20 protein-coding genes are annotated in these 23,981 nt (G+C 69.2%); 15 read left to right on the top strand and 5 right to left on the bottom strand.

Features of this window, described 5'->3' with window-relative positions; translation table 11 throughout:
• Positions 1–34: 34 nt before the first annotated feature.
• The 12 genes from fliP to KY49_RS22350 all read left to right on the top strand — a co-directional run bounded on the left by fliP (position 35) and on the right by KY49_RS22350 (position 15,306).
• A complete protein-coding gene (fliP, locus tag KY49_RS22405) occupies positions 35–796 on the top strand; it encodes a flagellar type III secretion system pore protein FliP (protein ID WP_010090256.1) in 762 nt (253 codons plus the stop codon).
• A 20-nt stretch (positions 797–816) separates the two neighbouring features.
• A complete protein-coding gene (fliQ, locus tag KY49_RS22400; RefSeq protein ID WP_010090257.1) occupies positions 817–1,089 on the top strand; it encodes a flagellar biosynthesis protein FliQ in 273 nt (90 codons plus the stop codon).
• Between the two features lie 33 nt (positions 1,090–1,122).
• The gene (gene fliR, locus KY49_RS22395) at positions 1,123–1,905 is read left to right on the top strand and encodes a flagellar biosynthetic protein FliR (RefSeq protein WP_042586661.1); all 783 of its coding nucleotides are present in this window, start codon (positions 1,123–1,125) and stop codon (positions 1,903–1,905) included.
• A 155-nt stretch (positions 1,906–2,060) separates the two neighbouring features.
• A complete protein-coding gene (locus tag KY49_RS22390; protein ID WP_042586660.1) occupies positions 2,061–3,068 on the top strand; it encodes an ABC transporter substrate-binding protein in 1,008 nt (335 codons plus the stop codon).
• A gap of 116 nt (positions 3,069–3,184) precedes the next feature.
• Positions 3,185–3,982, top strand: a complete 798-nt coding sequence (locus KY49_RS22385) for an ABC transporter ATP-binding protein (protein ID WP_042586659.1) — start codon at positions 3,185–3,187, stop codon at positions 3,980–3,982.
• A gap of 28 nt (positions 3,983–4,010) precedes the next feature.
• Positions 4,011–4,868 (top strand): ABC transporter permease, encoded by an 858-nt coding sequence (locus tag KY49_RS22380; protein WP_088500513.1) that lies wholly within the window; start codon positions 4,011–4,013, stop codon positions 4,866–4,868.
• A gap of 83 nt (positions 4,869–4,951) precedes the next feature.
• Positions 4,952–6,319, top strand: a complete 1,368-nt coding sequence (locus KY49_RS22375) for a sensor histidine kinase (RefSeq protein WP_042586658.1) — start codon at positions 4,952–4,954, stop codon at positions 6,317–6,319.
• A 12-nt stretch (positions 6,320–6,331) separates the two neighbouring features.
• Positions 6,332–7,009, top strand: a complete 678-nt coding sequence (locus KY49_RS22370; protein WP_042586657.1) for a response regulator — start codon at positions 6,332–6,334, stop codon at positions 7,007–7,009.
• A gap of 347 nt (positions 7,010–7,356) precedes the next feature.
• Complete coding sequence (locus tag KY49_RS22365; RefSeq protein ID WP_042586656.1) at positions 7,357–8,484, top strand: porin; 1,128 nt, start codon at positions 7,357–7,359, stop codon at positions 8,482–8,484.
• A 361-nt stretch (positions 8,485–8,845) separates the two neighbouring features.
• Positions 8,846–10,852, top strand: coding sequence for a site-specific DNA-methyltransferase (locus KY49_RS22360; protein ID WP_197083596.1), 2,007 nt, complete (start codon positions 8,846–8,848; stop codon positions 10,850–10,852).
• On the top strand, positions 10,852–13,878 hold the full coding sequence (locus KY49_RS22355) for a type III restriction-modification system endonuclease (RefSeq protein WP_042586654.1): 3,027 nt from the start codon (positions 10,852–10,854) through the stop codon (positions 13,876–13,878). The genes KY49_RS22360 and KY49_RS22355 overlap by 1 nt, the downstream gene beginning before the upstream one ends.
• A gap of 264 nt (positions 13,879–14,142) precedes the next feature.
• On the top strand, positions 14,143–15,306 hold the full coding sequence (locus KY49_RS22350) for a DUF4382 domain-containing protein (RefSeq protein ID WP_042586653.1): 1,164 nt from the start codon (positions 14,143–14,145) through the stop codon (positions 15,304–15,306).
• 60 nt (positions 15,307–15,366) lie between these two features.
• Here the strand turns inward: KY49_RS22350 and KY49_RS22345 are convergent, their stop codons facing one another.
• Positions 15,367–15,723 carry a hypothetical protein gene (locus KY49_RS22345; protein ID WP_042586919.1) on the bottom strand — a complete coding sequence of 119 codons (357 nt, stop codon included), beginning with the start codon at positions 15,721–15,723 and terminating at the stop codon, positions 15,367–15,369.
• Positions 15,724–15,922: 199 nt separating this feature from the next.
• On the opposite strand from KY49_RS22345, the gene KY49_RS22340 reads away from it, so the two are divergent.
• Complete coding sequence (locus KY49_RS22340; RefSeq protein WP_042586652.1) at positions 15,923–17,128, top strand: MFS transporter; 1,206 nt, start codon at positions 15,923–15,925, stop codon at positions 17,126–17,128.
• 64 nt (positions 17,129–17,192) lie between these two features.
• Here the strand turns inward: KY49_RS22340 and KY49_RS22335 are convergent, their stop codons facing one another.
• The 3 genes from KY49_RS22335 to egtB form a co-directional block, all read right to left on the bottom strand.
• Positions 17,193–17,477, bottom strand: a complete 285-nt coding sequence (locus KY49_RS22335; RefSeq protein ID WP_042586651.1) for a hypothetical protein — start codon at positions 17,475–17,477, stop codon at positions 17,193–17,195.
• 130 nt (positions 17,478–17,607) lie between these two features.
• The gene (gene egtD, locus KY49_RS22330; RefSeq protein WP_042586650.1) at positions 17,608–18,615 is read right to left on the bottom strand and encodes an L-histidine N(alpha)-methyltransferase; all 1,008 of its coding nucleotides are present in this window, start codon (positions 18,613–18,615) and stop codon (positions 17,608–17,610) included.
• Positions 18,599–19,828: an ergothioneine biosynthesis protein EgtB gene (gene egtB, locus KY49_RS22325; RefSeq protein WP_042586649.1), complete on the bottom strand. Its 1,230-nt coding sequence runs from the start codon at positions 19,826–19,828 to the stop codon at positions 18,599–18,601. Before egtB ends, egtD begins: the two co-directional genes overlap by 17 nt.
• Before the next feature lie 399 nt (positions 19,829–20,227).
• Here egtB and KY49_RS22320 point away from each other — a divergent pair, with 399 nt between their 5' ends.
• Positions 20,228–20,695: a carboxymuconolactone decarboxylase family protein gene (locus KY49_RS22320; RefSeq protein WP_042586648.1), complete on the top strand. Its 468-nt coding sequence runs from the start codon at positions 20,228–20,230 to the stop codon at positions 20,693–20,695.
• Positions 20,692–21,570 (top strand): sigma-70 family RNA polymerase sigma factor, encoded by an 879-nt coding sequence (locus tag KY49_RS22315; RefSeq protein ID WP_042586918.1) that lies wholly within the window; start codon positions 20,692–20,694, stop codon positions 21,568–21,570. Before KY49_RS22320 ends, KY49_RS22315 begins: the two co-directional genes overlap by 4 nt.
• A gap of 26 nt (positions 21,571–21,596) precedes the next feature.
• Here KY49_RS22315 and KY49_RS22310 read toward each other — a convergent pair whose 3' ends face one another.
• Positions 21,597–23,801 (bottom strand): hypothetical protein, encoded by a 2,205-nt coding sequence (locus tag KY49_RS22310; protein WP_042586647.1) that lies wholly within the window; start codon positions 23,799–23,801, stop codon positions 21,597–21,599.
• Between the last annotated feature and the right edge of the window lie 180 nt (positions 23,802–23,981).

The raw sequence follows: 23,981 nt of genomic DNA, 5'->3' as shown, positions 1-23,981 counted from the left end.
GCGGCTCGCGCGCCCTTCCACTCACCGCATTCCGATGAAACACGTCTTCCTGCGCCGCGCGGCGCGCATCGCGCCCGCCCTGATCCTCGGCCTTGCCCCCGCGCTCGCGTGCGCGCAGGCGGCGGGCCTGCCCGCCTTCAATGCGGCCCCCGGCCCGAACGGCGGCACGACCTACTCGCTGAGCGTGCAGACGATGCTGCTGCTCACGATGCTGTCGTTCCTGCCGGCGATGCTGCTGATGATGACGAGCTTCACGCGCATCATCATCGTGCTGTCGCTGCTGCGGCAGGCGCTCGGCACGTCGTCGACGCCGCCGAACCAGGTGCTGGTCGGCCTCGCGATGTTCCTCACCTTCTTCGTGATGTCGCCGGTGCTCGACCGCGCGTACAACGACGGCTACAAGCCGTTCTCCGACGGCAGCGTGCCGATGGAGCAGGCGGTGCAGCGCGGCGTCGCGCCGTTCAAGGGCTTCATGCTGAAGCAGACCCGCGAGACCGATCTCGCGCTGTTCGCGAAGATCTCGAAGGCCGCGCCGATGCAGGGCCCGGAAGACGTGCCGCTGTCGCTGCTGGTGCCCGCGTTCGTCACCAGCGAGCTGAAGACGGGCTTCCAGATCGGCTTCACGATCTTCATCCCGTTCCTGATCATCGACATGGTCGTCGCGAGCGTGCTGATGTCGATGGGGATGATGATGGTGTCGCCGTCCACCGTGTCGCTGCCGTTCAAGCTGATGCTGTTCGTCGTCGTCGACGGCTGGCAGCTGCTGCTCGGCTCGCTCGCGCAGAGCTTCACCTGAAACACGCCGGAGAGCATGCGATGACGCCCGAACAAGTGATGACGCTCGCGCACCACGCGATGGTGGTCGGCCTGCTGGTCTCCGCGCCGCTGCTGCTCGTCGCGCTCGCGGTCGGCCTGCTCGTGAGCCTGTTCCAGGCGGCGACGCAGATCAACGAATCGACGCTGTCGTTCATCCCGAAGCTGCTCGCGGTGCTGGCCACGCTCGTGATCGCGGGCCCCTGGATGATGACGACGGTGCTCGACTACCTGCGGCAGACCCTGCTGCACGTCGCGACGCTCGGCGCGGGCTGAGCGGCGCACGCCTAGCGGCTCCGGGCTCCGGCGATGTTCTCGGTCACCTACGCGCAGCTCAATGCGTGGCTCACGGCGTTCCTGTGGCCGTTCGTGCGGATGCTCGCGCTCGTCGCGGTCGCGCCGGTGACCGGCCACGCGTCGGTGCCGGGGCGCGTGAAGATCGGCGTCGCGGCGTTCATGGCGCTGGTCGTCGCGCCGACGCTTGGGGCCATGCCGGCCGTCACCGTGTTTTCCGCGCAGGGCATCTGGATCGTCGTCACGCAGTTCCTGATCGGCGTGGCGATGGGCTTCACGATGCAGATCGTGTTCGCCGCCGCGCAGGCCGCCGGCGACGCGATCGGCCTGTCGATGGGCCTCGGCTTCGCGACCTTCTTCGATCCGCACGCGAGCGGCGCGACGCCGGTGATGGGCCGCTTCCTGAACGCGGTCGCGATCCTCGCGTTCCTCGCGTTCGACGGCCACCTGCAGGTGCTCGCGGCGCTCGCCGCGTCGTTCCAGGCGCTGCCGGTGTCGGCCGAACTGCTGCACGCGCCCGGCTGGCGCACGCTCGCCGCGTTCGGCGCGACGGTGTTCCAGATGGGGCTGCTGCTCGCGCTGCCGGTGGTCGCGGCGCTTTTGATCGCCAACCTCGCGCTCGGCATCCTGAACCGCGCGGCGCCGCAGGTCGGGATCTTCCAGGTGGGCTTCCCGGTCACGATGCTGGTCGGCCTGCTGCTCGTGCAGCTGATGGTGCCGAACATGGTGCCGTTCTTCGGGCATTTGTTCGACATGGGGCTGGATGCGATGGGGCGGGTGCTGGGGGGATGGCGGTAGGCGCCGTCCGCACCCATTCGTCCGGCCAGATTGCTGGAAAACCCCTAAAGGAATTGCCGCCCCGCGAAAGGTAGCGGAAGGTTTCGGGTCCCTATACTCGTTGCAACGATGCAAGAAAGCATCGCGCCATACGGACAACGAACGGAGACACCCCGATGCGCCCCATCCTGCGCCCCCTCGCCGTTGCAGCCACCCTGACCTGCGCGCTCGCCGCGCATCCCGCCTTCGCCGCGGACGACGGCGGCAAGATCACGATCATGGTCGGCGGGATCGCGAAGCTGATCTACCTGCCCGCGCGCCTGACCCAGGAACTCGGCTACTTCAAGGACGAAGGGCTCGACGTCGAGCTGCTGTCGCAGCCGGCCGGCGTCGATGCCGAGAACGAGCTGCTCGCGGGCGCGGTGCAGGGCGTGGTCGGCTTCTACGACCACACGATCGACCTGCAGAGCAAGGGCAAGGACGTGAAGGCGATCGCGGTGTTCGGCCAGGTGCCGGGCGAAGTCGAGATGGTGGCGACCAAGGCCGCGCCGACCTTCAAGTCGATGGCCGACGCGAAGGGCAAGACGCTCGGCGTGACGGGCCTCGGCTCGTCGACGAGCTTCCTCACGCAATACCTCGCGCTGCAGCACGGCGTGCCGTCGACCCAGTACACGATGCTGCCGGTGGGCGCCGACGCGAGCTTCATCGCCGCGATCAAGCAGGGCCGGATCGACGCCGGGATGACGACCGAGCCGACCGTGTCCGCGCTCGAGAAGATGGGCGACGCGAAGGTGCTGGTCGACCTGCGCACGCTCGAAGGCACGCGCGCGGCGCTCGGCGGCACCTACCCGGCCGCGAGCCTGTACGTGCAGTCCGCGTGGGCGGATTCGCACAAGGCGCAGGCGACCAAGCTCGCGCATGCGTTCGCGAAGACGATGCAGTTCATCCATACGCACAGCGCCGAGGAAATCGCCGCGAAGATGCCGGCCGACTACCAGAAGGACAAGGCGCTGTACGTGAGCGCGCTGAAGGCGTCGCTGCCGATGTACACCGCCGACGCGAAGATGCCGGCCGACGGCCCGGCGACCGTGCTGAAGGTGCTGTCGGCGTTCAACCCGTCGGTGAAGGGCAAGCACATCGACCTGGCGCGCACCTACACCAACGAGTATGTGAGCGCGAAGTAAGCGCGAAACAAGCGAGGCCGCGGACGATCCCGCGCGCCCCGCTTCCCCGTTCCGGCCCGGCTGACCGGCCCAGGCGCCGCCCGCGACGCGGCGTCCCACACGCAGGACCACATGCGATGAACCAGGCAGTTTCACCGAGCACACCGGCGATCGAGTTTCGCAACGTGTCGTGCCGCTTCATTTCGCCGGAAGGCAAGGCAACCGTCGCGCTGCGCGACTTCAGCATGAGCGTCGCGCGCGGCGAGTTCATCGCGATCGTCGGGCCGACCGGCTGCGGCAAGTCGACGACGCTGAACCTGATCACCGGCCTGCTCAAGCCCGCGTCGGGCGAGGTGCGCGTGATGGGCCGCCCGGTCGACGGGATCGACCCGCGCATCGGCTTCGTGTTCCAGGCCGACGCGGTGTTCCCGTGGCGCAACGTGATCGACAACGTCGCCGCGGGCCCGCTGTTCCGCGGCCGCTCGAAGGACGTCGCGTATGCGCAGGCCGAGGAATGGATCCGCAAGGTCGACCTCGACAAGTTCACGAAGCACTACCCGCACCAGCTGTCCGGCGGGATGCGCAAGCGCGTCGCGCTCGCGCAGACCTTCATCAACCAGCCGGAAATCCTGCTGATGGACGAGCCGTTCTCCGCGCTCGACATGCAGACCCGCACGCTGATGCAGGACGAGCTGCTGCAGCTCTGGTCCGCGAACAAGGGCTCGGTGGTGTTCGTCACGCACGACCTGGAAGAGGCGATCGCGCTCGCGGACCGCGTGTTCGTGCTGACCGCGCGCCCGGCGACGCTCAAGCGCGTGTACCCGATCGACCTGCCGCGCCCGCGCGTCACGTCGGAGATTCGCTATCACCCGCACTTCATCGAGATTTCCAAGGACATCTGGCACGACCTGCGCGAAGAAGTGCAGATCGGCTGACGCAAGCAAGGACGCAAAGGACAGGAGCATGACCGACATGACGCTTCCCCCCACCGCCATTCCGGCGCCGACGCTCGAGGACGAGTCGCGCGCCGCACAGGCCCGGCTGCGCCGCCGCCGGCAACTGATCATCGGCCTGCGGATCGCCGTGCTCGTCATCGTGCTGGGCGGCTGGGAACTCGCCGCGCGGCTCAAGTGGATCGATTCGTTCTTCTTCTCGCAGCCGACGCTGATCTTCGCGCAGATCCAGGACTGGTTCGTCAACGGCACGTCGCAGGGGCCGCTGCTCACGCAGGTCTGGGTGACGCTCGAGGAAACCACGATCGGCTTCCTGATCGGCTCGGTCGCCGGCGTGATCTGCGGGATCGTGCTCGGCCGCAACAAGCTGATGGCCGACGTGTTCGGCCTGTACATCCAGATCGCGAACTCGATCCCGCGCGTCGTGCTCGGCTCGGTGTTCGTGATCGCGCTCGGCCTCGGGATGGCGTCGAAGATCGCGCTGGCCGTCGTGATGGTGTTCTTCGTGGTGTTCGGCAACGCGTTCCAGGGCGTGCGCGAAGCGGACCGCTACCTGATCGCGAACGCGCAGATCCTCGGCGCGTCGCGCCGGCAGATCACCACGTCGGTCGTGATCCCGTCCGCGCTGAGCTGGATTCTCGCGAGCCTGCATGTAAGCTTCGGCTTCGCGCTGGTCGGTGCAGTCGTCGGCGAATTCCTGGGTTCCAAGCAGGGCATCGGCCTGCTGATCTCCACCGCCCAGGGCGCGTTCAACGCGAGCGGCGTGTTCGCGGCGATGATCGTGCTGGCCGTGGTCGCGCTGGCCGCCGATTACCTGTTGACCCGGATCGAGAAGCGGCTGCTGAAGTGGCGTCCGGCGCAATTCTGAGCGCCGCCGCAAGACAACGGACCGCGCCTGAGGCCTTGCCGGCCCCGGCGCGGTTCGGCATTGAGAAGAAGGAGCGGGAACGGATGACGCACAGCCTGCGCGGTCGGCTGCTCTGGTGGCTGCTGCTGCCGCTCGCGGCGTTCGTGCTGATCGCGGGTGCGATGTCGTACGACACCGCGCGCCGCACCGCCGACCTCGTGCAGGACAGCGAGCTCGTCGCGTCCGCCCGCACGATCGGCGAGGACGTCGAGTGGCGCAACGGCTATCTCGCGGCCGACGTGCCGCCGGCCGCGCTGGAGATTTTCGAGTCGCCGTCGCGCGATTCGGTGTTCTACAAGGTGGTCGACGGCCACGGCCGGCTGCTCGCGGGCAATCCCGGGCTCGAGGTGAGCGCGCGGCACGGCGCCGAGCCGACGCTCTACGACACGTCGCTCGACGGCATCGGGCTGCGCGCGGTCGCGTACGACCGCCAGCTTTACAACGAAGGCCAGGTCGAGACGGTGACGGTGGCCGTCGCGAAGACGCCGCGCTCGCGCGGCGCGATGCTCGACACGATCTGGCGGCCGCAGCTCGCGCGGCTGTCGCTGATGCTGCTGCTCGCGGTCGCGCTCGTGTATCTCGGCCTCACCTTCGAGCTGCGGCCGCTGATGAAGCTGAAGGACGACGTCGCGGACCGCGGGCCGATGGAGCTGGAGCCGATCCGCCCGGAGCGGCTGCAGCACGAGCTGCGGCCGATCGTCGACGCGATCAACCAGTGCATCGCGCGGCTGAACACGCACACCGCGACGCAGCGGCGCTTCATCGCCGACGCCGCGCACCAGCTGCGCACGCCGATCGCGGTGCTCGACACGCAGATCCAGTACGCGCAGCAGCGCGAGCGCGACGATCCGGAGCTGACCGCGATGCTCGACAGCATGCAGCGCAGCAGCCGCAAGATGGCGGACGTAACCGACAAGCTGCTGCTGCTCGCGCACGCGGAGGCGACGCCGCCGACGCTGCTCACGCATCGCGTCGACCTGGCGGCGGTCGTATCGAGCGTGTTCGAGGAGACGATCGTGCTCGCGCAGCGGCGCAATATCGACCTCGGCGCGGATCTCGGCGACCATCTCGACGTGACGGGCAGCGACAGCCTGCTGACCGCGCTCGTGATGAATCTCGTCGACAACGCGGTGCGCTATACGCAGCCGGGCGGCTGCGTGACGGTCGCCGCGCGCCGCGACGGCGACACGGTCGTGCTCGACGTGATCGACAACGGCCCCGGCATTCCTGCGGAGGCGCGCCCGCACGTGTTCAAGCGCTTCTACCGCGTATCGAGCGATACTGAGGGATCGGGGCTCGGCCTCGCGATCGTGCGCGAGATCGCGCAGGCGCACGGCGGGATGGCGTCGCTCGCGCCGGGGCCCGGCAACCGCGGGGTCGTCGTGACGGTGCGGCTGCCTGCGTATGTTTGAAGAGAACGTCTGATGAAACTCCTGCTGGTCGAAGACAACGCCGAGCTCGCGCACTGGATCGTGAACCTGCTGCGCGGCGAGGATTTCGCGGTCGACAGCGTCGGCGACGGCGAGCGCGCGGACGCGGTGCTGAAGACCGAGCGCTACGACGCGGTGCTGCTCGACATGCGGCTGCCGGGCATCAGCGGCAAGGAAGTGCTCGGCCGCCTGCGGCGCCGCAACGACAACGTGCCGGTGCTGATGCTGACCGCGCACGGCTCGGTCGACGACAAGGTCGACTGCTTCGGCGCGGGCGCCGACGACTACGTCGTCAAGCCGTTCGAGTCGCGCGAGCTGGTTGCGCGCATCCGCGCGCTGATCCGCCGCCAGGCGGGCGTCGGCGCGACCCGGCTCGTGTGCGGCGATCTCGTCTACGCGTTCGGCACGCGCGAATTCCGCTGCAACGACGTGCCGCTGACCCTGCGCCGCCGCGAGCACGCGATCCTCGAGACGCTGATGCTGCAGCAGAACAAGACCGTGTCGAAGGCGCGGCTGATGGACAGCGTGTTCGCGCTCGACGACGAGCCGAGCGCGGACGCGATCGACATCTACATCCACCGGCTGCGCAAGCATCTCGCGCTCAGCACGGCGGAGATCATCACGCTGCGCGGGCTCGGCTACATCCTGCGCGCGAAGACCGCGCAAGGCTGACGTCGCATAACCCCACGGGCTGCCGCCGGCGCGGCGGCGCTTGCGCACGCCCGCAAAATCGCCGCGGGCCGGCCGCGCTCACTGTTGTATTCATGCAAACGCCGCAGATCCCGGCGCGCGGCGCCGATGATCCTGCTCTCCCCCGCCCGCACGGCCTTCGGCACTCGTCAGGACTCCGTCGTTCGGTGTTTTCACCGATCCGATTCGCCGGGCCGGGAAAGCGGCGTGAAGGATTGCGCGCTCTACGATGCTACGCGTCGGTCCTCTCGCTAAGGCCGGCAGGAGACGGCAACCAATAGGTACTGCCAACAACCGAATTTCAATGCGGCAGCTCGGAGGAGACGATCTTGAAACGAAAATACCTGGCCCTTTCCATCGCGGCGGGGCTGTGCGCCGCGACGCAGGCTCATGCGCAATCGAGCGTGCAGCTCTATGGCCTGATGGACCTGAGCTTCCCGACCTACCGCACGCACGCCGACGCGAACGGCAAGCACGTGATCGGCATGGGCAACGACGGCGAGCCGTGGTTCAGCGGCAGCCGCTGGGGCTTGCGCGGCGCCGAGGACATCGGCGGCGGTACGAAGATCATCTTCCGCCTCGAAAGCGAATTCGTGGTCGCGAACGGCCAGATGGAAGACGAAGGCCAGATCTTCGACCGCGACGCGTGGGTCGGCGTCCAGGACGACCGCTTCGGCAAGCTGACGGCCGGCTTCCAGAACACGATCGCGCGCGACGCGGCCGCGATCTACGGCGACGCGTACGGCACCGCGCAGCTGACCACCGAGGAAGGCGGCTGGACCAACTCGAACAACTTCAAGCAGATGATCTTCTACGCGGCCGGCCCGACCGGCACGCGCTACAACAACGGCCTCGCGTGGAAGAAGCTGTTCAGCAACGGCATCTTCGCCAGCGCGGGCTACCAGTTCAGCAACTCGACCAGCTTCGCGACCGGCTCCGCGTACCAGGTTGCGCTCGGCTACAACGGCGGGCCGTTCAACGTGTCGGGCTTCTACAGCCACGTGAACCACAACGGCTTCAGGAACCAGACGTTCTCGGCCGGCGGCAACTATACGTTCAGCATCGTGCGCGTGAATGCCGGCTACTTCCGCTACAACGGCGACCAAGGCGCGCTCGGCCAGCGTCACGACAACGCGTGGACCGTGTCGATGAAGATCGCGCCGCAGGGCCCGCTCGACTACGAGCTCGGCTACCAGCAGATGCGCATCAAGAACGCCGCGTACAACGCGGACGGCTTCACGCCGAACGCGAACCTCGGCGCGTTCAGCCTGACCAACGGCGTCGGCAACGGCTTCAAGGAGACGATCTACGGCTCGATCTTCTACCACCTGAGCAAGCGCACCGAGCTCTACCTGGCGGGCGACTACATGAAGCTGCACGGCGGCTACAAGGTGTCGTCGACGTTCGGCTCGAACAACCAGCTCGAGCTGACGACCGGCATCCGCACCCGCTTCTGATCCTCTTCTGACCCTCTTCCGACCCCGTGCGGGGCGCCTCGCGCCCTGCCCGGGACCCTCATTCACGCATGCTCCCTCGGGGCACGCCGGCGCACCGCGCCGTCCGTGCCCCTTTTTTTCGTCCCCTATTCCGGCCCGCCCGCCGCGCGCTGCGACAACGCGGCCGATGCCCCGCCGCGCCCGTCCGGCGGGCGATCCCGCTCGTCGGAGCGGTTTGCGGCGCACGACGGCGCTTGACCTGCGCCGACCGACTCGCTAGCGTTTCGGGTTCGCCCGCGGCGGCCCCCTCTGCCGGCCGCCGGCATCGCGACAGCGCCCGACGTCCGGGCGCGGCGCGGCCGGGCCCAGGATGAAAATGACGATGCACAAACTCGATGCGGCGAGCCCGCAGGCGAAGTCGACGGATTTCACCGCCGACAACGTCGCGCGCCTGAAGGCGCTGTTCCCCGAACTCGTGACCGAAGGCCCCGGCGGCGCATCGGTCGACGTCGACGCGCTGAAGGCGCTGGTCGGCGATCGCACGGTCGGCGACGCCGACGAACGATACGGCTTCCACTGGCACGGCAAGCGCCGCGCGCGGCAGGCGGCGCTCACGCCGTCGACCGGCACGCTGCGGCCCTGCCCGGCCGACAGCGTCGCATGGGACGACACCCGCCACCTCGTGATCGAGGGCGACAACCTCGACGTGATGAAGCTGCTGCACAAGAGCTACACGGGCAAGGTGAAGCTGGTCTACATCGATCCGCCGTACAACACCGGCAGCGATTTCGTGTACCCGGACGACTTCAGCGACAGCCTGCGCCACTACCTCGCGGTCACGGGCCAGACCGACGGCGGCGTGAAGCGCAGCACCAACACCGAGGCGAACGGCCGGTTCCATACCGACTGGCTGAACATGATGTATCCGCGCCTGAAGCTCGCGCACGCGCTGCTGTCCGACGCCGGGCTGATCGCCGTGCACATCGACGAGCACGAGGTGCATGCGCTCGTGCTGATGCTGCGCGAGATCTTCGGCGAGGAGAACGAGCTCGGCGTGGCCGTGTGGGACAAGCGCAACCCGAAGGGCGACGCGCGCGGCGTCGCGTACCAGCACGAATCGCTCGTGCTGTTCGCGCGCAACGCGGAGGCGCTGCACGAAGCGACGCCGCTCAAGCGCCCGAAGCGCAACGCGCAGCGCATGCTCGACGCGGCGTACGACCTGGTGCGCCGCAGCGGCACCCACGCGGACGCCGCGCAGGCGTATCGCGCGTGGGTCAAGGCGCAGACCAACCTGTCCGGCGGCGAGGTGATGTACGACCGGCTGTCGGAAGACGGCCGCGTGTACCGCCTCGTGTCGATGGCGTGGCCGAACAAGAAGAAGGCCCCGGACGAGTACTTCGTGCCGCTCGTGCACCCGGTCACGGGCAAGCCGTGCGCGATGCCGGAGCGCGGCTGGCGCAATCCGCCCGCGACGATGCAGGCGCTGCTCGAGCGCGGGCTGATCGAGTTCGGCGCGGACGAGACCACGCAGCCGCAGCGGATCTACTACCTCGACGAGAACATGTACGAGAACGTGCCGTCGGTGCTGCCGTTCGGCGGCTCGGACGACGCGCTGCTGAAGGCGCTCGGCGTGCCGTTCGAGCAGCCGAAGCCGGTCGATTTCGCGGCGGCGGTGATCGGCTGGTGCACGCGCGGCGACGACATCGTCGTCGACTGCTTCGCGGGCTCCGGCTCGACCGGCCACGCGGTGATGCAGCTCAACGCGACCGACGGCGGCGCGCGCCGCTACGTGCTCGTGCAGCTGCCCGAGCCGCTCGACGGCCGTGACAAGGCGCAGCAGGCCGCGGCCGAATTCTGCGCGAAGCTGAAGAAGCCCGCGACGCTCGCCGAGCTGACCAAGGAGCGCCTGCGCCGCGCCGCGCAGCAGGTCGCGCGCGACTATCCGGAAAGCTATGGCGACCTCGGCTTTCGCGTGTACCGGCTCGACACGACCAACGTGATCGAGTGGGACCCGCGCCGCGACGATTTCGACCATGCCCTCTTCGCATCCGTCGAGCACGTGAAGACCGGCCGCAGCGACGACGACCTGCTCGCCGAGCTGACGCTCAAGCTCGGCCTCGACCTGTGCACGCCGGTCACGCATCACGCGGTCGCCGGCAAGACGGTCCACCTGATCGGCCGGTCGGTCGTTGCCTGCTTCGACGCGCGCGTGTCGCGCGACGACGCCGAGCCGCTCGCCGACGGCATCGTCGCGCTGCTCGACACGCACGGCGCGCCGCGCGACGTCACCTGCCTGTTCCGCGACAGCGGCTTCGTCGACGACGTCGCGAAGCTCAATCTCGCCGCGCTGCTCGAGCAGCACGGCGTGAAGCGCGTGCGGAGCCTGTGATGCGGCTGCATTTCGAAGCGGACCTCGACTACCAGCGCGACGCGATCGACGCCGTCTGCGACCTGTTTCGCGGGCAGGAGGCGTGCCGCGGCGACTTCAGCGTGCTCGCGAACGCCGCGCCCGGCACGTCGGCGAGCGCGCAGACGGCGCTCGGCTTCGCGCTGTCGGAGCGCGGCGTCGGCAACCACCTGTCGATCACCGCCGACGCGCTCGCGCGCAACCTCGCCGACGTGCAGCTGCGCGGCGGGCTGCCGCCGTCCGGCGACCCGGCCTCGCGCGACTTCACGGTCGAGATGGAGACCGGCACCGGCAAGACCTACGTATACCTGCGCACGATCTTCGAGCTGAACCGCCGCTACGGCTTCACGAAGTTCGTGATCGTCGTGCCGTCGGTCGCGATCAAGGAAGGCGTGCACAAGACGCTGCTGATCACCGAGGATCACTTCCGCGGCCTGTACGCGGGCATGCCGTACGACTACTTCCTGTACGACTCCGCGAAGCTCGGCCAGGTGCGCCACTTCGCGGCGAGCGCGACGATCCAGATCATGGTGATGACGGTCGCCGCGATCAACAAGAAGGACGTCAACAACCTCTACAAGGACAGCGAGAAGACCGGCGGCGAGAAGCCGATCGACCTGATCCGCGCGACCCGGCCGATCGTGATCGTCGACGAGCCGCAAAGCGTCGACGGCGGCCTCGAGGGGCGCGGCCGCGAGGCGCTCGCCGCGATGGACCCGCTGTGCACGCTGCGCTACTCGGCGACCCACGTCGACCGGCACCACATGGTGTACCGGCTCGACGCGGTCGACGCGTACGAGCGCAAGCTCGTCAAGCAGATCGAGATCGCATCGGCGATCGTCGAGGATGCGCACAACAAGCCGTACCTGCGGCTCGTCGGCGTGTCGAACCGGCGCGGCGCGATCGCCGCGCGCGTCGAGCTCGACGTCGCGACGGCGGCCGGCGTGAAGCGCCAGATCGTATCCGTGACCGACGGCGACGATCTCGAGCGCGTGACCAGGCGCGCGCTGTACGCGGGCCTGCGGATCGGCGAGGTGCATGCGGCGAAGGGCGCGGAATACATCGAGCTGCGCCATCCGGAGGGCGAGGCGTTCCTGTCGCTCGGCGAGGCGTACGGCGACATCGACACGCTCGCCGTGCAGCGCGAGATGATCCGCCGCACGATCCGTGAGCATCTGGACAAGGAGCTGCGGCTCGCCGAGCGCGGCGTGAAGGTGCTGTCGCTGTTCTTCGTCGATTCGGTCGAGCGCTACCGCCGCTACGACGAGAACGGCATGCCCGTGAAGGGCGACTACGCGCTGATCTTCGAAGAGGAATACGCGCGCGCGGCGCGCGTGCCCGCGTATCGCGCGCTGTTCGACGGCGTCGACATCGCGCGCGAGGTCGAGGCGGCGCACAACGGCTACTTCTCGATCGACCGCAAGGGCGGCTGGACCGACACCAGCGAGAGCAGCGCCGCGAGCCGCGAGAACGCGGAGCGCGCGTACGGGCTCATCATGCGCGAGAAGGAAGCGCTGCTGTCGTTCGACACGCCGCTCAAGTTCATCTTCTCGCACTCGGCGCTCAAGGAAGGCTGGGACAACCCGAACGTGTTCCAGATCTGCACGCTGCGCGACATCCAGACCGAACGCGAGCGCCGCCAGACGCTCGGCCGCGGGCTGCGCCTCGCGGTCGATCAGGACGGCGAACGGGTGCGCGACCCGGGCGTGAACACGCTCACCGTGATCGCGACGGAGCGCTACGAGAGCTTCGCGGAGAACCTGCAGAAGGAAATCGAGGCCGATACGGGCATCCGCTTCGGGATCGTCGAGGAGCACCAGTTCGCGGCGCTCGCGGTGCAGGAAGGCGACGGGCCCGCGCATGCGCTCGGCATCGAGCTGTCGGGCGTGCTGTGGACGCACCTGCGCGAGCACGGCTACGTCGACGCGCAGGGCAAGGTGCTCGACCGGCTGAAGGATGCGCTGCGGCAAAGCACGCTCGTGCTGCCGCCGGCGTTCGAGATGCTGCGCCCGGGCATCGTCGCGACGCTGCGCAAGGTGTCCGGCCGCTTCGCGGTGCGCAACGCGGACGAGCGCCGCGAGATCGCGCTGCGCCGCGACCCGTCGGGCAAGGCGGTGGTGCTCGGCCCCGACTTCCGCGCGCTGTGGGAGCGCATCAAGCATCGCACCGTGTACCGCGTGCAGTTCGACAACGCGAAGCTCGTGAGCGATTGCGCGGCCGCGCTGCGCGACGCGCCCGAGGTGGCGCGCGCACGGCTGCAGTGGCGCAAGGCCGAGATCGACATCGGCAAGGCCGGCGTCGAGGCGATCGAGGTGACGGGCGCCGGCACGGTGCTGATCGACGAGGGCGCGCTGCTGCTGCCTGACCTGCTCACCGAGCTGCAGGACCGCACGCAGCTCACGCGCCGCTCGCTCGCGACGATCCTCGCGGACAGCGGCCGGCTCGACGATTTCCGGCTCAACCCGCAGCAGTTCATCGCGCTCGCGGCCGACGCGATCAACCGCTGCAAGCGGCTCGCGCTCGTCGACGGCATCACGTACCGCAAGCTCGGCGAGCGGCACGTGCACGCGCTCGAATCGTTCGAGAGCGAAGCGCTGACCGGCTACCTGCGCAACCTGCGCACGGACGCGCGCAAGTCGATTCACGAGGCGGTGGTGTGCGAGACGGATGCCGAACGTGCGTTCGCCGATGCGCTCGAGGCGCGCGACGACGTGCAGCTTTACGCGAAGCTGCCGCGCTGGTTCGACGTGCAGACGCCGCTCGGCAGCTATCACCCCGACTGGGCGGTGCTCGCGGGCGGTGACGGCGACGCGCGCCTGTATTTCGTCGTCGATACGCCGCGCAGCGCCGACGACGAAGCGCCGCGCGAGCACGAGCGCGCGAAGCTCGCGTGCGGCGACGCGCATTTCCGGGCGCTTGCCGACGGCGACGATGCGGCGCGCTTCGTGCGGGCGCGCGACGTCGACGCGCTGTTCGCGCGCGAGCCGCTCGCGAGCGGCGAACGGTAACGCAACGGGGCGGCCGCGCCTGCGCCCGCCCCGCTCTTTTCCCCTCCTTTCCCCCTTGCTCGGCCGGCCCGCGACCCGCGTGTCGCAGCGCCGCAAAACCGGTTCCCCCTTCCATCCGCCTGCGTGCCGTTGCCTGCCTGAAAGCCTGCCGCGCACCGCGTTTTCGCCAGCCGGTTACGCCTCGTTGCAAATTTGAAGAAATGCAGCGACGGGCCGGCACTATGCTCCGGGCACCCTGACAAGAATTGAAGGAGGGGGTTCGCCATGAACAACTTGCTTAAGACGCTTGCCTGTGCATCGGTCATTTCGCTCGCGCTCGCCGGATGCGGCGGCGGCGATGGCGGCGGCAGCCCCGGCGGGCAGACCGGCACGCTGCACGTCGCGATGACCGACGCACCGTCGTGCGGCTTCGATCACGTGTTCGTCACCGTGTCGCAGGTGCGCGTCAACATGAACGCGAACGCCGGCGACAACGACGCCGGCTGGTCGACGGTCGCGCTGCCGGCGCAGCAGAAGATCGACCTGCTGTCGCTGACCAACGGCACGCTCGTCGACCTCGGCCAGACCGCGCTGCCGGCCGGCCAGTACCAGCAAATCCGCCTCGTGCTCGCGCAGAACCAGGGCAACACGCCCGCGAACTCGGTCGTGCCGACGGGCGGCGCCGAGCAGCCGCTCGTGACGCCGAGCGCGACGCAAAGCGGCATCAAGCTCATCAGCCCGTTCACGGTCCAGCCGAACACGCTCGTCGATCTCGTGCTCGACTTCGATGCATGCAAGTCGGTCGTGCAGCGCGGCAACGGCTCGTATGCGCTGAAGCCGGTCGTGACCGCGACGCCGACCATCGTGAGCGGCGCGATCTCGGGCTACGTTTCGCCGACGGAAGCCGGCGCGACCGTGTACGCCGAACAGGGCGGCAAGGTCGTGCGCGGCACGGTGGCCGACGGCAGCGGCAAGTTCGTGCTGTCGCCGCTGGTCCAGAGCACGACGCAGGGCAACTACGACGTCGTGATCGTGCAGAACAACGTCGCGTCGGGCGTCGTCCGCTCGGTGCCGGTGGTCGTGAACACGACCACGGCCGTGTCGACGTCGAACGTGCCGATCGCGCTGCCGGCCTCGACGATGAGCTCGGTCAGCGGCACCGTGACGCCCACCGCGAACGCACTGGTGCGCGCGCTGCAGACGGTCGATGCGAACGCTTACGAGATCACGTCGGCCAACGCAAACCTGGACACGGGCATCTACGCGCTGTCGGTGCCGACCGCCGCGCCGATCGTCGGCACGTACACGGGTTCGCTGCCGGTCGCGCTGGCTGCGGCGCCGGCCGCCGCGGGCCAGTACACGATCGAGGCGGACGCCGCGTCGGGTGCGACGCAATCGACGAACGTCAACGCGACGACCAGCCAGACGAACGTCAATTTCAACTTCTGACGACGGATGCGAAATGGGCGCCCGAGGGCGCCCATTGCTTTGGTGCGTGCCGGACGACGCTTACAGCGTGCGGCCGAACGCGTTGTGCTTCGAGTGATGCGTATGCGAGCTCGCGTGCGCGGTATGGCCGTGCACGTGGCCGTGGCCCGGCTGCACGCCTGCGCGACCGGCAATCGTGTCCGAGCGGTCGGCCGCGCGCGACAAGCCCTTGTCGCGGTCGCCGGCATGGATGCCGTTCGAGTTGGACAGGGCCTCGCCGCTCATGTGGCCGCCCGACATGCCGCCGGCGTTGCCCCCGGAGCCGCCCGCGCCATGACCGCCGCCACCGCCGTTACCGCCTGCCGCCGCGTGTGCCGAGACCGCGCCGAGCGCGAGGAGTGCCGCTGCGAGCGCGGGCAGGAAGCGTCGTTGTTTCATCTTTTGCTCCTTGGAGCGCATTGAGGTGATTGCATTGTACGAACGCGCCGATTCGCGACATGCTCACCTTGTAAATATTCGTAACGCGGGATTCGTCAACCATTCATCTGACCAATTCACGCGTGCCGGCAGTTGAAACACCGTCCGTCCCGCGCGACACTCATCTGACCGCGCCCGCCCGGCGCATTCCGGAGATCCGATGGAATCGCGCACCGCCGTATCGTCCCGTCCCGCGATCCCCCGCACCGTGTGGGCGCTGGGGTTCGTCAGCCTGCTGATGGACCTGTCGTCGGAGCTCGTGCACGCGCTGCTGCCGGTGTACCTGGTGACGACGATGGGCATGAGCGTCGTCGCGCTCGGCGCGCTCGAGGGCGCGGCCGAAGCCACCGCGCTGATCGTGCGGATTTTCTCGGGCGCGATCAGCGACTGGCTCGGCCGCCGCAAGGCGCTGCTGCTCGCCGGGTACGGGCTCGCCGCGCTGACGAAGCCGCTGTTTCCGCTCGCGCACGGGCCGGGGCTCGTGATCGCCGCGCGCCTCGTCGACCGCTTCGGCAAGGGCATCCGCGGCGCGCCGCGCGATGCGCTCGTCGCCGACGTCGCCCCGCCCGAGATTCGCGGCGCGTGCTACGGGCTGCGGCAGTCGATGGATACCGTCGGCGCGGTCGGCGGCCCGCTGCTCGCGATCGCGCTGATGTTCGTATTCGCGGATCACATCCGCGCGGTGCTGTGGTTCGCGTCGATCCCCGCATTCGCGACGCTCGCCGTGCTGATGTTCGGCGTGCGCGAGCCCGCTGCCGCGCGGGCGGGCCGCATCAGCCCGTTCCGCTCGCCGCTCGACCGGCGCGCGCTGCGCATGTTTTCGGCACGCTACTGGTACGTCGTCGCGATCGGCGCGACGTTCACGCTCGCGCGCTTCAGCGAGGCGTTCCTCGTGCTGCGCGCGCAGCAGACCGGGATGGAGCTCGCGTGGGTGCCGTCGGTGATGGTCGTGATGAGCTTCGCGTATACGCTGTCCGCGTATCCGGTCGGCGTCGTGTCGGACCGGCTCGACCGGCGCGCGCTGCTCGCGATCGGCATGGCGCTGCTGATCGCCGCCGACCTGCTGCTCGGCGCGCGCGCCGATGCCGCGACGGTGCTGACCGGCGTCGCGGTGTGGGGGCTGCACATGGGGTTCACGCAGGGGATACTCGCGGCGATGGTCGCCGATACCGCGCCGGCCGAATGGCGCGGCACCGCGTTCGGGCTGTTCAATCTCGCGAGCGGGGTCGCGATGCTGCTCGCCAGCGCGATCGCCGGATGGATCTGGCAGCGCTTCGGCGCGCCGGCGACGTTCTTCACCGGCGCGGCGATCGTGGTCGTGCCGCTGGCGATGTGCGCGTTCGCGCCGGGACGGCCGCAACGCTGACGCGCACGGCGCGTTTGCCGTGCGCGGTTCTTGTCGTGCCGGTTGCCCGACGTGTCTGCAGGTATCAATCCCAGCGGCCGCGATCGCGCCATTCGCGTTCACGCCACTCGTGCTCGCGCCATTCATGACGGCGCCACGCGCGTTCCCGCCATTCGCGGGCGCGCCAGTCGTCGTAGCGATAGCCGACCGGCGCATACGCAACGGGCGGCGCGACGTACACCGGCTGCGGGGACGCATAGACGCCCGGCACGCCGATGCCGACCGCGACGTCGACGTGGGCCGACGCAACGCCCGACGCCGCGAGCGCTGCTGCACCGAGAACGGCGCCGATGAGAAGTTTCGTGTTCATCCCGCGACTCCCTGCACTTGACGTGCTTCCAGTGAATACGGTTCGGAGTGTAGGCGGGAGGCGGCGATACAGGTGCTACGGGTCTGCGAGACTGGTAACGGGCGTTTACGCGTTGCGACGCCGCCCGTCGTCACGCACGAACGTCGCCCGGGCTGCGCAGCCAGTGCACGCTGAACAGGCGCGCGTCGTCGGTCCACACGGCATCGGGCTCGAAGCCCGCGCGTCGCGCGATCGCACGAAAGCCGTCGACGGTGAACTTGTACGAGTTCTCGGTGTGGATCCGCTCGCCGGCGTCGAAGCGGAACGTGCGGCCGCATACGCGCACAGTCTGCGCGCGCACGCTGACGAGATGCATTTCGATGCGCTGCCGTTGCGGATCGTAGAACGCGTGATGTGCGAAGCCGTCGAGATCGAAATCCGCGCCGAGCTCGGCGTTCGCGCGCGCGAGCAGGTTCAGGTTGAACTCCGCGGTCACGCCCTGCGCGTCGTTGTACGCGCGGTGCAGCGTGGCTTCGTCCTTCACGAGATCGGCGCCGACCAGCAAGGCGCCGCCGCGCAGCAGCCGCGCCGCGTCGCGCAGGAACGTGTCGGCTTCGTCCGGCGAGAAATTGCCGATCGTCGAGCCGGGAAAGAAGCCGATGCGGCGACGCGGCTCGGCCGCCAGCGCGGCGAGCTGCTCGGCCTTCGTGTAGTCGGCGGCGATCGGCGCGACGTCGAGCCACGGATAGGCGGCGCGCAGGCGCGCGGCCGCCTCGTGCAGGTAGTCCGCGGAAATGTCGACCGGCACGTAGCGCGCGGGCGCGCGCTCCGCCGAAAACGCATCGAGCAGGATGCGGATCTTCGCGAGCGAGCCCGCGCCGAACTCGACGATGTCCGCGTGCGGGCCGACGCGCCGCACGATCTCCGTCGCGTGCGCGCGCAGGATGCCGAGCTCGGTGCGCGTCGGGTAGTACTCGGGCAGCGCGCAGATGCGGTCGAACAGCGCGGAGCCCGCCGCGTCGTAGAAATACTTCGGCGGAATGCTGCGCGGCCGGCGCGACAGCCCGTCGATCAGGTCGCGCTCGAATGCGACGGGCCGCGGATCGCGGGCGGATTGCAGGCCACCGCTCGTGGCCGTCAGGTCAGACGTCTCGCGCAAGTCGGACTCCCGTGAACTGCCAGCGCGCGGCCGGCGGAAAGAAGTTGCGGTACGTCGGCCGCGCGTGGCCCGGCGGCGTCGCGATGCTGCTGCCGCGCAGGACCAGTTGGCCGACCATGAACTTGCCGTTGTATTCGGCCGCGATGCCCGCGAGCGGCCGGAAACCCGGATACGGGTCGTAGGACGAGCGCGTCCATTGCCACACATGTCCCGTCATCTGCCGCACGCCGTCGGCGCCGTATGCGGCTTCCCATTCGAATTCGGTCGGCAGCCGCGCGCCCGCCCATTCCGCATACGCGGCCGCTTCGTAGAAGCTCAGGTGGCACACCGGCGCAGCGGGCGCGAGCGGCTCGACGCCATGCAGCCCGAACGCGCGCCATGCGCGGTGCGGCGCGTCGCGCGGCGCCGCTTCGGCGTCGCCGTCGAGCCAGTACACGGGCGCGCGCCAGCCGTCGCGCTGGACCGTCGCCCAGCCGTCCGACAGCCAGAACTCGGGGCGCGCGTAGCCGCCGTCGGCGACGAACGCGGCGAACTCCGCGTTGGTCACGAGGCGATCCGCGATCTCGTACGGCTGCACCAGCACCGCATGCCGCGGCCGCTCGTTGTCGAACGAAAAGCCGTTGCCGTCATGGCCGATCTCGACGAGCCCGCCCGGCTGGCGCAGCCAGCGCGGCGCGCCGGTCGTTGCGTGCTCGACGCCGCTCGCGCCGTCGCGCGGCCGGAACGCCGGCCGCAGCGGATTGCACGAGAACGCATGCAGCATGTCCGTGACGATCAGCTCCTGGTGCTGCTGCTCGTGCTGCAGCCCGAGCTCGATCTCCGGCGCGATCGCTTCCAGCAGCGCCGCATCCGCGTTCGCGATCGCCGCCAGCATCGCTTCGTCGACGTAATGGCGGTACGCGCGCACCTCGTCGAGCGACGGACGCGTCAGCAGCCCGCGCTGCGGCCGCGGATGGCGCGGGCCGAGCGATTCGTAGTAAGAATTGAAGAGAAAGCGGTAAGCGTCGTCGAACGGCGCATAGCCCGCGACGCGGCGCGACAGCACGACCGTCTCGAAGAACCACGTCGTGTGCGCGAGATGCCATTTGGCCGGGCTCGCGTCGGGCATCGACTGCACGGCCTGGTCTTCGGCGGACAGCGTCGCCGTCAGCTCGACGCTGTGCGCGCGAACGTCGCGGTAGCGGCGCTGAAGCTGGGATGCAAGGAGGCTCATCGGTTCACCGTCCACGTCGCGATTAGCTGCGTTGCCGGAAAAGAAAGCCCCGCGCTCGGTGCGCGCGACTGACGTGCGACCTTCGATGCTGCGACGGGCAGGACCACCGATGCGGCGTCGATTCGTCCGCCCGTGCAGAGCAGTATGGCCCAGAAATGTGAATGTCGCGACCTGCGATTGGAATGAAACGGCGACGCAAGTGGAATGAAAGCCTGCGTCGTTGCGACGCTTGCGTGCGCATCCGGTCGCCTGCGGCCCGATCGTGACGATCATGTGACGCCGCAATCGTCGGAAGATCGGCAGCCGCACGCACGCCGCACAATATTTTTTGCGCGCATGTCACACACGCGGGGGGCTCGCTCGTCATGTCATCGAAACCCAACCCAAGGAGATGAAACCATGACTGCCAAACTCGACCCGTTCGCCGCCGCCCCGTCGCTGATGAAGAACTGGATGAGCACGTCGCTGGCCGCTGCCGCGAGCCTCGAGCCGACGCTGATCGAGCTGGTCAAGGTCCGCGCATCGCAGATCAACGCGTGCGCGAACTGCATTAACATGCATACCGCCGAAGCGCGCGCGAACGGCGAGACCGAGCAACGCCTGTACCTGCTGTCCGCGTGGCGCGAAGCGCCCTGCTACACCGACCGCGAACGCGCGGCGCTCGGCTGGACCGACGCGCTCACGCGGCTCTCCGAAGGCCACACGCAAGAGCAGGCGTACGCGGCGCTGAACGACCACTTTACGCAGGAGGAACAGGTGAAGCTCACGCTGATGATCAACGTGATCAACGGCTGGAACCGGCTCGCCATCGGCTTCGGCCTGTGGGTCGACCCGGCCGCGGCGAAAGCCGCGCAGGCCGCGGCATGACGCCGGAGCGCGATCCCGCCGCGGCAACGAACGCAACGGACGCCGCGGCGAGCTTCGACCCGCTGCGCCGCCTGCTCGTGCGCGTCGCCTACCGGATGCTCGGCTCGGTCGCCGATGCCGAGGACATCGTGCAGGAGGCGTTCATTCGCTGGATGGACGTCGATCGCGGCGAGGTGCGCGTGCCCGAGGCGTTCCTGCGCCGGATGGTGATGCGGCTGTGCCTCGACCAGCTCAAATCCGCGCGGCATCAGCGCGAGACCTACGTCGGCCCGTGGCTGCCCGAGCCTGTCGTCGAAGAGGACGAGCAGGAGGACGTCACGCTGCCGCTGATGCTCGCGCTCGAACGCCTGTCGCCGCTGGAGCGCGCGGCGTTCCTGCTGCACGACGTGTTCGGCCTCGAGTTCGACGAAGTGGCCGCGACCATCCGGCGCGAGCCGGCCGCGTGCCGGCAGCTCGCCGCGCGGGCGCGCACGCACGTGCGCGAAGCGCGGCCGCGCTTTCGCGTGGAGAAGCAGCGCGGCGTCGAGATCGCCGAGGCGTTCTTCGCGGCGTCGCGCAGCGGCGACATGCGCGCGCTCGGCGCGCTGCTCGCCGAGGACGTGAGCCTGCATGCGGACGGCGGCGGCAAGCGCTCGGCGGCCGGCAAACCGGTGTTCGGCTTCGGGCCCGTGATGAAGGTCCACGAATATCTCGCGGCGCTGTTCCGCCAGAACGCGTCGACGCTCGTGCGCGCGGGCTTCATCAACGGGCTGCCGGGCTTCGTCACGCTGGAGGCCGACGGCGAGCTGCAGACGACCGCGCTCGAGATCCAGGACGGCAAGGTCGCGGCGATCTACGTGGTCCGCAATCCGGACAAGCTGCGGCATCTGCATTGACGCCGCGGCGGTACGTCATCCGCGCATCACCAGTAGTACTGCAGCGACTGCGCCCACTTGCTGCGCGGATACGCCGCCTTCAGCGTGTTGAACCACTGCTTGCGTGTGCGGGTCGGGATGTCGTTGCCGCCGCATTCGCTGTAGCCCGCCGGCGCGAAGCAGCGGACCGCGCGATACAGCGCATACGCGCGATCGTCGGCCGGCGCCTGCGCGTTGCCGATCACCTTCCGGTAACTGTCGATCCGCGCGTAGTTGCGGCCCGGGAACTGCGACGGCGCGCTGCCGAGCGACGGCGGTCCGTCTTTCTTCGACGCCCACATGCGCGGGTTCGCGGGCGACAGCCCGAACAACGGGTCGTCGCCGCCATAGACGGGCGGATTGCGCCGCACGAATTCGGCGATGCAATTGAGCCCCTTCGGATCGTCGGGCGTCTGCTTCAGCGTTGCGGCGACGTCGCGGATCGACGGGCACGCATAGCTTGCGTCGCCGACGCCGCCCTTCTGCACGTAGGACTTCAACGCGTCCGACGGCCTGGCCGGCACGAGCGCGAGGTCGTCGAGGAACGCCGCGTAGCGGCCGCGCGTCAGCTCCTTGTACAGCAGCGTCGCCAGCGCGATCTCGCGCAGCACCGCGTCGCCCGAGCGGTTTTGCGCCTCGCGGCGCAGCAGGTCCGCGTCGGCGGCGTGCTGCAGCAGGATCGAACGGATCGCCGGGCTGCGGATCAGCGAGCCTTCCGCGAACATCGGCGCGATCTGCCCTGCCCGCTCCAGGTTGATCGCGAGCGCAAGCTCCAGCGCCTCGCGCTGCAGCGGAAATTTCGCGAGCGGAATCAGCCGTTCCCACAGTTGCCGCGCCTTTGCAGGCTGGCCGCTGTCCTCGAGCGCGAAGCCGCGCAGCGTCTGCTGGCTGAGGGCGAGGTAATCGAGCGATGCGCCGGGCGACGACGGCAGCAGCGCGAGCGCCTGTTGCGGCTGCTTGTCGACGTATACGTGGTACGCCGCCAGCAGGTAGTCGTGCAGCGCCGGCGCGGCGGCGAAGCGCGGCTTCTGCGCGCGCAGCTCGTTCAGCGTCAGTGGCTTGGGCTTGCGGTCGCTCCAGTACACCGTGTCCGCGGACCGCATGCGCGTCAGGTCGACGAGCGCGAGCACGGCGGGCGACTGAATGCGGCTCGTATCGTCGCCGAGCGACATCAGCATCTTGCTGTCGAGCTCGTTCGCGAGCTGGCCGAGCGGGACGTTCGACGCTGCCGGCGACCACGTCGAGAAGGCGTTGTCGTACATCGCGGCCAGTTGTTGCGTGTCGCCGCCGAGCCACGCGATGCGCCGCTGCAGGCCAAGCGCGGACGCCGCATAGCGGCCGTGCGGATACGCATGCAGGTAGTCGCGGAACGCCGCGTCGGCGGCGGAGAGCGCGGCCTTGTCGACGCGGTCCGGGCTCATCGTGTCATTGCTGGAACCGAATGCGCCGGCCTGCGCAACGTTGAGCCGCGCGCGGCCGACCATGTACAGCGCGGCTTCCTTCAGCCACGGATCGGCGCTGTCGCGCAGGCCGCCGAAGGTGGTGGCCGCGACGGCGAAGTCGCCCGCATAGAACGCGTGCGCGCCGTCGAGATAGGTTGCGAACTGCTGGCCGAGCGGCGACTGAAGGCCGGCCGGCTTCGCCCAGCCCGCCCCTGCCGCGTTCGCGCCCGGCGCGCAGGCTTTCACCATGTCGGCGCGGGCCGCGCGCAGGCGCGCCGCATCGTCGCCCGAGAGCCCCTTCGCCGCGTCCAGCGCGTCGTTGAACGCGGTGGTGCCCGACGACGCGCTGCGGCAAATGCCGCCCTCGCCGTCCGCGTAGGTGTCGGATTGCGTGCCGTCGGCGACCTGCATCGTCGTCGCCTTCTGGCCGATGTCGATCCATCCCGAGAAGTCATACCAGAACGGCACGCTGAGCCGTGCCGCGCGGTCCGCCGGCGCGACGGCGGCCGGGCTCGGGAACGCGTGAGCGAGCTTGCCGCTGCCGGCCATCAGCAGCATCGCGTTGATCCGCGTGTCGTTGGCCGGGCTCAGGAACGGCACGCCCGCGCAGGTGTACGAGTCGTAGCGCAGCGTCGCGCCCGGAAAGCAGTCGATGTCGCCGCTCGCGTGCGCGGCGGCCGCGGGCAGCAGGCTCGCGATCAGCGTCGCGACGACGCGCTGCGCCCGCCATGCGGCGATGCGGTTGGAAGTCTTGGTATTGATGTCGGCCATGCTTGGCGTGCTCTCAGTCGGGCGCGATGCGCGTTGTTGTTCTGTTGCACCCGCAATCGAGCGGCAGGCGGCGCGGCCGCTGCGTCGGGCGCCTGATTCTAGCAAGCAAAACGGTTGACGGCGCCGGTCGGGCGCGTCGAGAATGGCCGCGACGACGACGCTCGACGGGACGATGCACGC

This window comes from Burkholderia sp. MSHR3999, assembly GCF_000833595.1.
GTDB classification, from domain to species: Bacteria; Pseudomonadota; Gammaproteobacteria; order Burkholderiales; family Burkholderiaceae; genus Burkholderia; species Burkholderia ubonensis.
Note: the sequence above shows the minus strand (reverse complement) of the source record. Positions and strands in the feature narration are given on the sequence as shown.